Annotated in this window: 4 protein-coding genes and 1 pseudogene; all 5 read left to right on the forward strand. The window is 60.8% G+C overall.

The features are described from left to right. Positions 1 to 1,359: cobyric acid synthase (locus M0974_RS05230; RefSeq protein ID WP_297833631.1), on the forward strand; the 1,359-nt coding region annotated here is incomplete at its 5' end. A 1-nt stretch (position 1,360) separates the two neighbouring features. Further along, a complete protein-coding gene (gene cobU, locus M0974_RS05235; RefSeq protein ID WP_297833634.1) occupies positions 1,361 to 1,882 on the forward strand; it encodes a bifunctional adenosylcobinamide kinase/adenosylcobinamide-phosphate guanylyltransferase in 522 nt (173 codons plus the stop codon). Beyond that, entirely contained in the window at positions 1,879 to 2,931 is a 1,053-nt protein-coding gene (gene cobT, locus M0974_RS05240; protein WP_297833637.1) for a nicotinate-nucleotide--dimethylbenzimidazole phosphoribosyltransferase, read from the forward strand. Before cobU ends, cobT begins: the two co-directional genes overlap by 4 nt. Continuing rightward, a pseudogene (cobC, locus tag M0974_RS05245) lies at positions 2,928 to 3,496 on the forward strand (alpha-ribazole phosphatase family protein). The gene cobT and the pseudogene cobC overlap by 4 nt, the downstream one beginning before the upstream one ends. A 2-nt stretch (positions 3,497 to 3,498) precedes the next feature. Further along, positions 3,499 to 3,991: adenosylcobinamide-GDP ribazoletransferase (locus M0974_RS05250; protein WP_297833639.1), on the forward strand; the 493-nt coding region annotated here is incomplete at its 3' end.

Raw genomic sequence — 3,991 nt, forward strand, 5'->3', positions numbered from 1 at the left:
AACATGGCGCTCAACAGCGCAGTGACCGCCGACGGTGGTGAGATTGGCCGGGCCCAGGCTGTGCAAGCGCAAGCCGCAGGGCTTGAGCCGCACACCGACATGAACCCGGTATTGCTCAAACCGAACAGTGACACCGGCGCGCAAGTGATCATCCATGGGCGGGCGGTGACCACCATGAACGCGGTGGCGTATCACCGCTATAAAGAGATCGCGATGCAGGCGGTGCTGGACTCGCATCAGCGCTTGAGCGCGGCGTACCCGGTGGTGATGGTGGAAGGTGCGGGCTCTCCTGCGGAAATCAATTTACGCGCCAATGACATTGCCAACATGGGGTTCGCCGAGGCGGTGGATTGTCCGGTGCTGTTGATCGCCGACATCAATCGCGGCGGGGTGTTTGCCCACTTGGTGGGCACCCTGGAGCTGCTGTCTCCCAGTGAGAAAGCGCGGGTCAAAGGCTTCATCATCAACCGCTTTCGCGGTGATATCGCCCTGCTGCAACCGGGGCTCGACTGGCTTGAAGCGCGCACCGGCAAGCCGGTGGTTGGCGTGTTGCCCTATGTGATGGACCTGCACCTTGAGGCTGAGGACGGTCTCGATCAGCGTCAAACCGAGAAGGTCGAGCAGGTGCTAAATGTGCTGGTGCCGGTGTTGCCGCGCATCAGCAACCACACGGACTTCGACCCGTTGCGCCTGCATCCACAGGTTAATTTGCAATTTATTGCCCCTGGTCAGGCGATTCCGGCTGCGGACCTGATTATCTTGCCTGGCTCGAAAAGCGTACGCAGCGACTTGGCGTACCTGCGCAATAACGGTTGGGACAGCGCAATCGCCCGTCATTTGCGGTATGGCGGCAAAGTGATCGGTATCTGCGGCGGGCTGCAGATGCTTGGGCGGCAAGTACACGATCCATTGGGGCTGGAAGGTGCCGCAGGGTCGAGTGCCGGTTTTGCGCTGTTGGACATCAGCACTGTGCTGGAAGAAGAAAAACAGCTGCGCAACGTTCTAGGTCGACTGGTGATGGAAAACGCGCCGGTCAGCGGCTACGAGATTCACGCTGGAGTGACCAGCGGCAGCGCATTGGATAATCCTGCTGTTTATCTTCAGGACGGTCGCCGCGATGGCGCACAAAGCGCCGACGGGCAGATTCTCGGCACCTACCTGCACGGCCTGTTCGAATCACCGCAGGCCTGTAGCGCCTTGCTGCGTTGGGCGGGTTTGCACGATGTACAGGAAGTGGATTACCACGCCTTGCGCGAGCGCGACATCGAGCGCTTGGCAGACTTGGTAGAAAATCACCTGGATGGGGCGCTGTTGCGCCAGCTGTGTGGCGTGGACGCTCCGTTTGCGGAGGTCAATTGACATGCTGCAACTGATCCTCGGCGGGGCGCGGTCCGGCAAGAGTGCATTGGCTGAACGGCTGGCGGCACAAAGCGCCCTCGACGTCATTTATATCGCCACCAGTCAGCCGCTGGACGGGGAGATGAATCAGCGCGTGGCCCTGCATCGCCAGCGCCGGCCTGAACAGTGGGGTTTGATCGAAGAACCCATCGAACTGGCGCGGGTGTTGCGCGAACAGTCGCAGGTGGATCGCTGTGTGTTGGTGGACTGCCTGACCTTGTGGCTGACCAATCTGTTGATGCTAGAAGATACCGAACGCCTGGCCGCCGAGCGCGAGGCGTTGTTGAACTGCTTGGCAGACCTGCCGGGCGAAATCATTTTTGTCAGCAACGAAACCGGGCTGGGCGTCGTGCCCCTCGGCGAACTGACCCGCCGTTATGTCGACGAAGCCGGCTGGCTGCATCAAGCCCTGACCGAACGTTGCCAACGCGTGGTTCTTACCGTTGCAGGCTTACCGCTGACGTTGAAAGGATCTGCATTATGAGTAATTCCTGGTGGCTGAAACCTGCACAGGCGATGAATGTTCAGGCGCGCGAAGAGGCCTTGGCCCGTCAGCAGCAACTGACCAAACCGGCCGGCTCCCTCGGGCAGTTGGAGCGCGTTGCAGTGCAGCTTGCGGGTCTGCAAGGGCGCGTAAAGCCTGCCGTCGATAACCTGTGGATCGCGATTTTTGCCGGCGATCACGGTGTTGTGGCGGAAGGGGTTTCTGCTTATCCGCAAGAAGTGACCGGGCAAATGCTGCATAACTTTGTCACCGGCGGCGCAGCAATCAGCGTGCTGGCCCGGCAACTGTCGGCACAGTTGGAAGTGGTCGATTTAGGCACGGTTGCTCCTTTAAACCTGCCTGGCGTGCGCCACCTAAACCTGGGTGCGGGTACGGCGAACTTCGTCGAAGGTCCGGCCATGACTGACGCCCAAGGCTTATTGGCTTTGGAAGCGGGGCGCGACAGCGTACGCCGTGCAGTGGCGTCGGGGGCAGAGCTGTTTATCGGTGGCGAAATGGGCATTGGTAATACCGCCGCCGCCAGCGCCTTGGCGTGTCTACTGTTGGAAAGTCCGGTGAGTCTGTTGGTTGGGCCGGGCACCGGTCTGAACGTAGCGGGCGTCACCCATAAAGCGTTGGTCATCGAACGCGCATTGGCCTTGCACGCGGAACACGCAAGCGACCCACTGCGCAGTCTGTTTTGTTTGGGCGGGTTTGAAATTGCTGCCTTGGTGGGCGCTTATCTGGCCTGCGCTCAAGAAGGCGTCGCAGTGTTGGTCGATGGCTTTATTTGCAGCGTTGCGGCCTTGGTCGCGGTGCGCTTGAACCCGTCGTGCCGCGATTGGCTGCTGTTTGCGCATCGCGGCGCAGAGCCGGGCCATCGTCATCTGTTGGAAGTGCTGCAGGCCGAGCCGTTGCTCGACCTTGGTTTATGCTTGGGCGAAGGCAGTGGCGCGGCATTGGCCGTGCCGTTGTTGCGACTGGCGTGCGAACTGCACAACGGCATGGCGACCTTCGCCGAAGCTGCGGTGGCGGACCGTCCGGCATGACCCTACGCCTCGACCTGCTACGCCATGGCGAAACCGAACTCGGTGGCGGCTTGCGCGGTAGTCTGGATGACGCGTTGACGGACATTGGCTGGGCGCAAATGCGTGCGGCGGTGGTCGATGCCGGGCCATGGAATCGCATTATCAGCTCACCCTTGCAGCGCTGCGCACGCTTTGCCGAAGAGCTGGCGGAAACCTTGAAGCTTCCGTTGCACCTGGAGCCCGACCTGCAAGAGCTGCACTTCGGCGAGTGGGAAGGGCGCAGCGCGGCACAGCTGATGGAAACCGACGCCGAGGGCTTGGGTTTGTTCTGGGCTGACCCTTATACGTTTACGCCGCCGCAGGGTGAGCCGCTGCCGATGTTCTCTGCACGCGTGCTAGGGGCGGTGCTACGTTTGCAGCAGGCGTATGCGGGCGAGCGTGTTTTGTTGGTGAGTCATGGTGGGGTCATGCGTCTGTTATTGGCCCAGGCGCGGGGCTTGCCACGTGAGCAGTTGCTGCAAGTCGAGGCCGGCACGGGGCGTTGTTGTCGATCCAGATCAATGCCGGGGGCGTGTTGAGCGAATGAACCTGTTGCCGCTGTGGATCGCCCTACAATTTCTCAGCAGCCTGCCCATTCGTTTGCCCGGGATGCCAAAATCAGACGAATTGGGTCGCTCGTTGTTGTTCTATCCGTTGGTGGGGCTGCTATTTGGGCTGCTGTTGATGGGGGTGAATACGCTCTTGGCCGGTGCGCCGCTGATGTTGCACGCGGCGTTGCTGCTAACCGTTTGGGTGATGCTCAGCGGCGGTTTGCACCTCGATGGATTGGCCGACAGCGCTGATGCGTGGTTGGGTGGTTTCGGCGACCGTGAACGTACACTGCTTATTATGAAAGACCCCCGCAGCGGGCCGATTGCGGTGGTCACGCTGGTGTTGGTGCTGCTGCTCAAGTTTTGTGCGTTGTTGGCGTTGATCGAAAACCATCACAGTATTGGTTTGTTGCTGGCCCCGGTGATTGGTCGCGGCGCGATGCTTGGTTTGTTTCTGGGTACGCCGTACGTGCGGGCTGGCGGGTTGGGTC

Origin of the sequence: Pseudomonas sp., from assembly GCF_026224925.1 — a bacterium.
In the GTDB taxonomy this organism is placed as follows: Bacteria; Pseudomonadota; Gammaproteobacteria; order Pseudomonadales; family Pseudomonadaceae; genus Aquipseudomonas.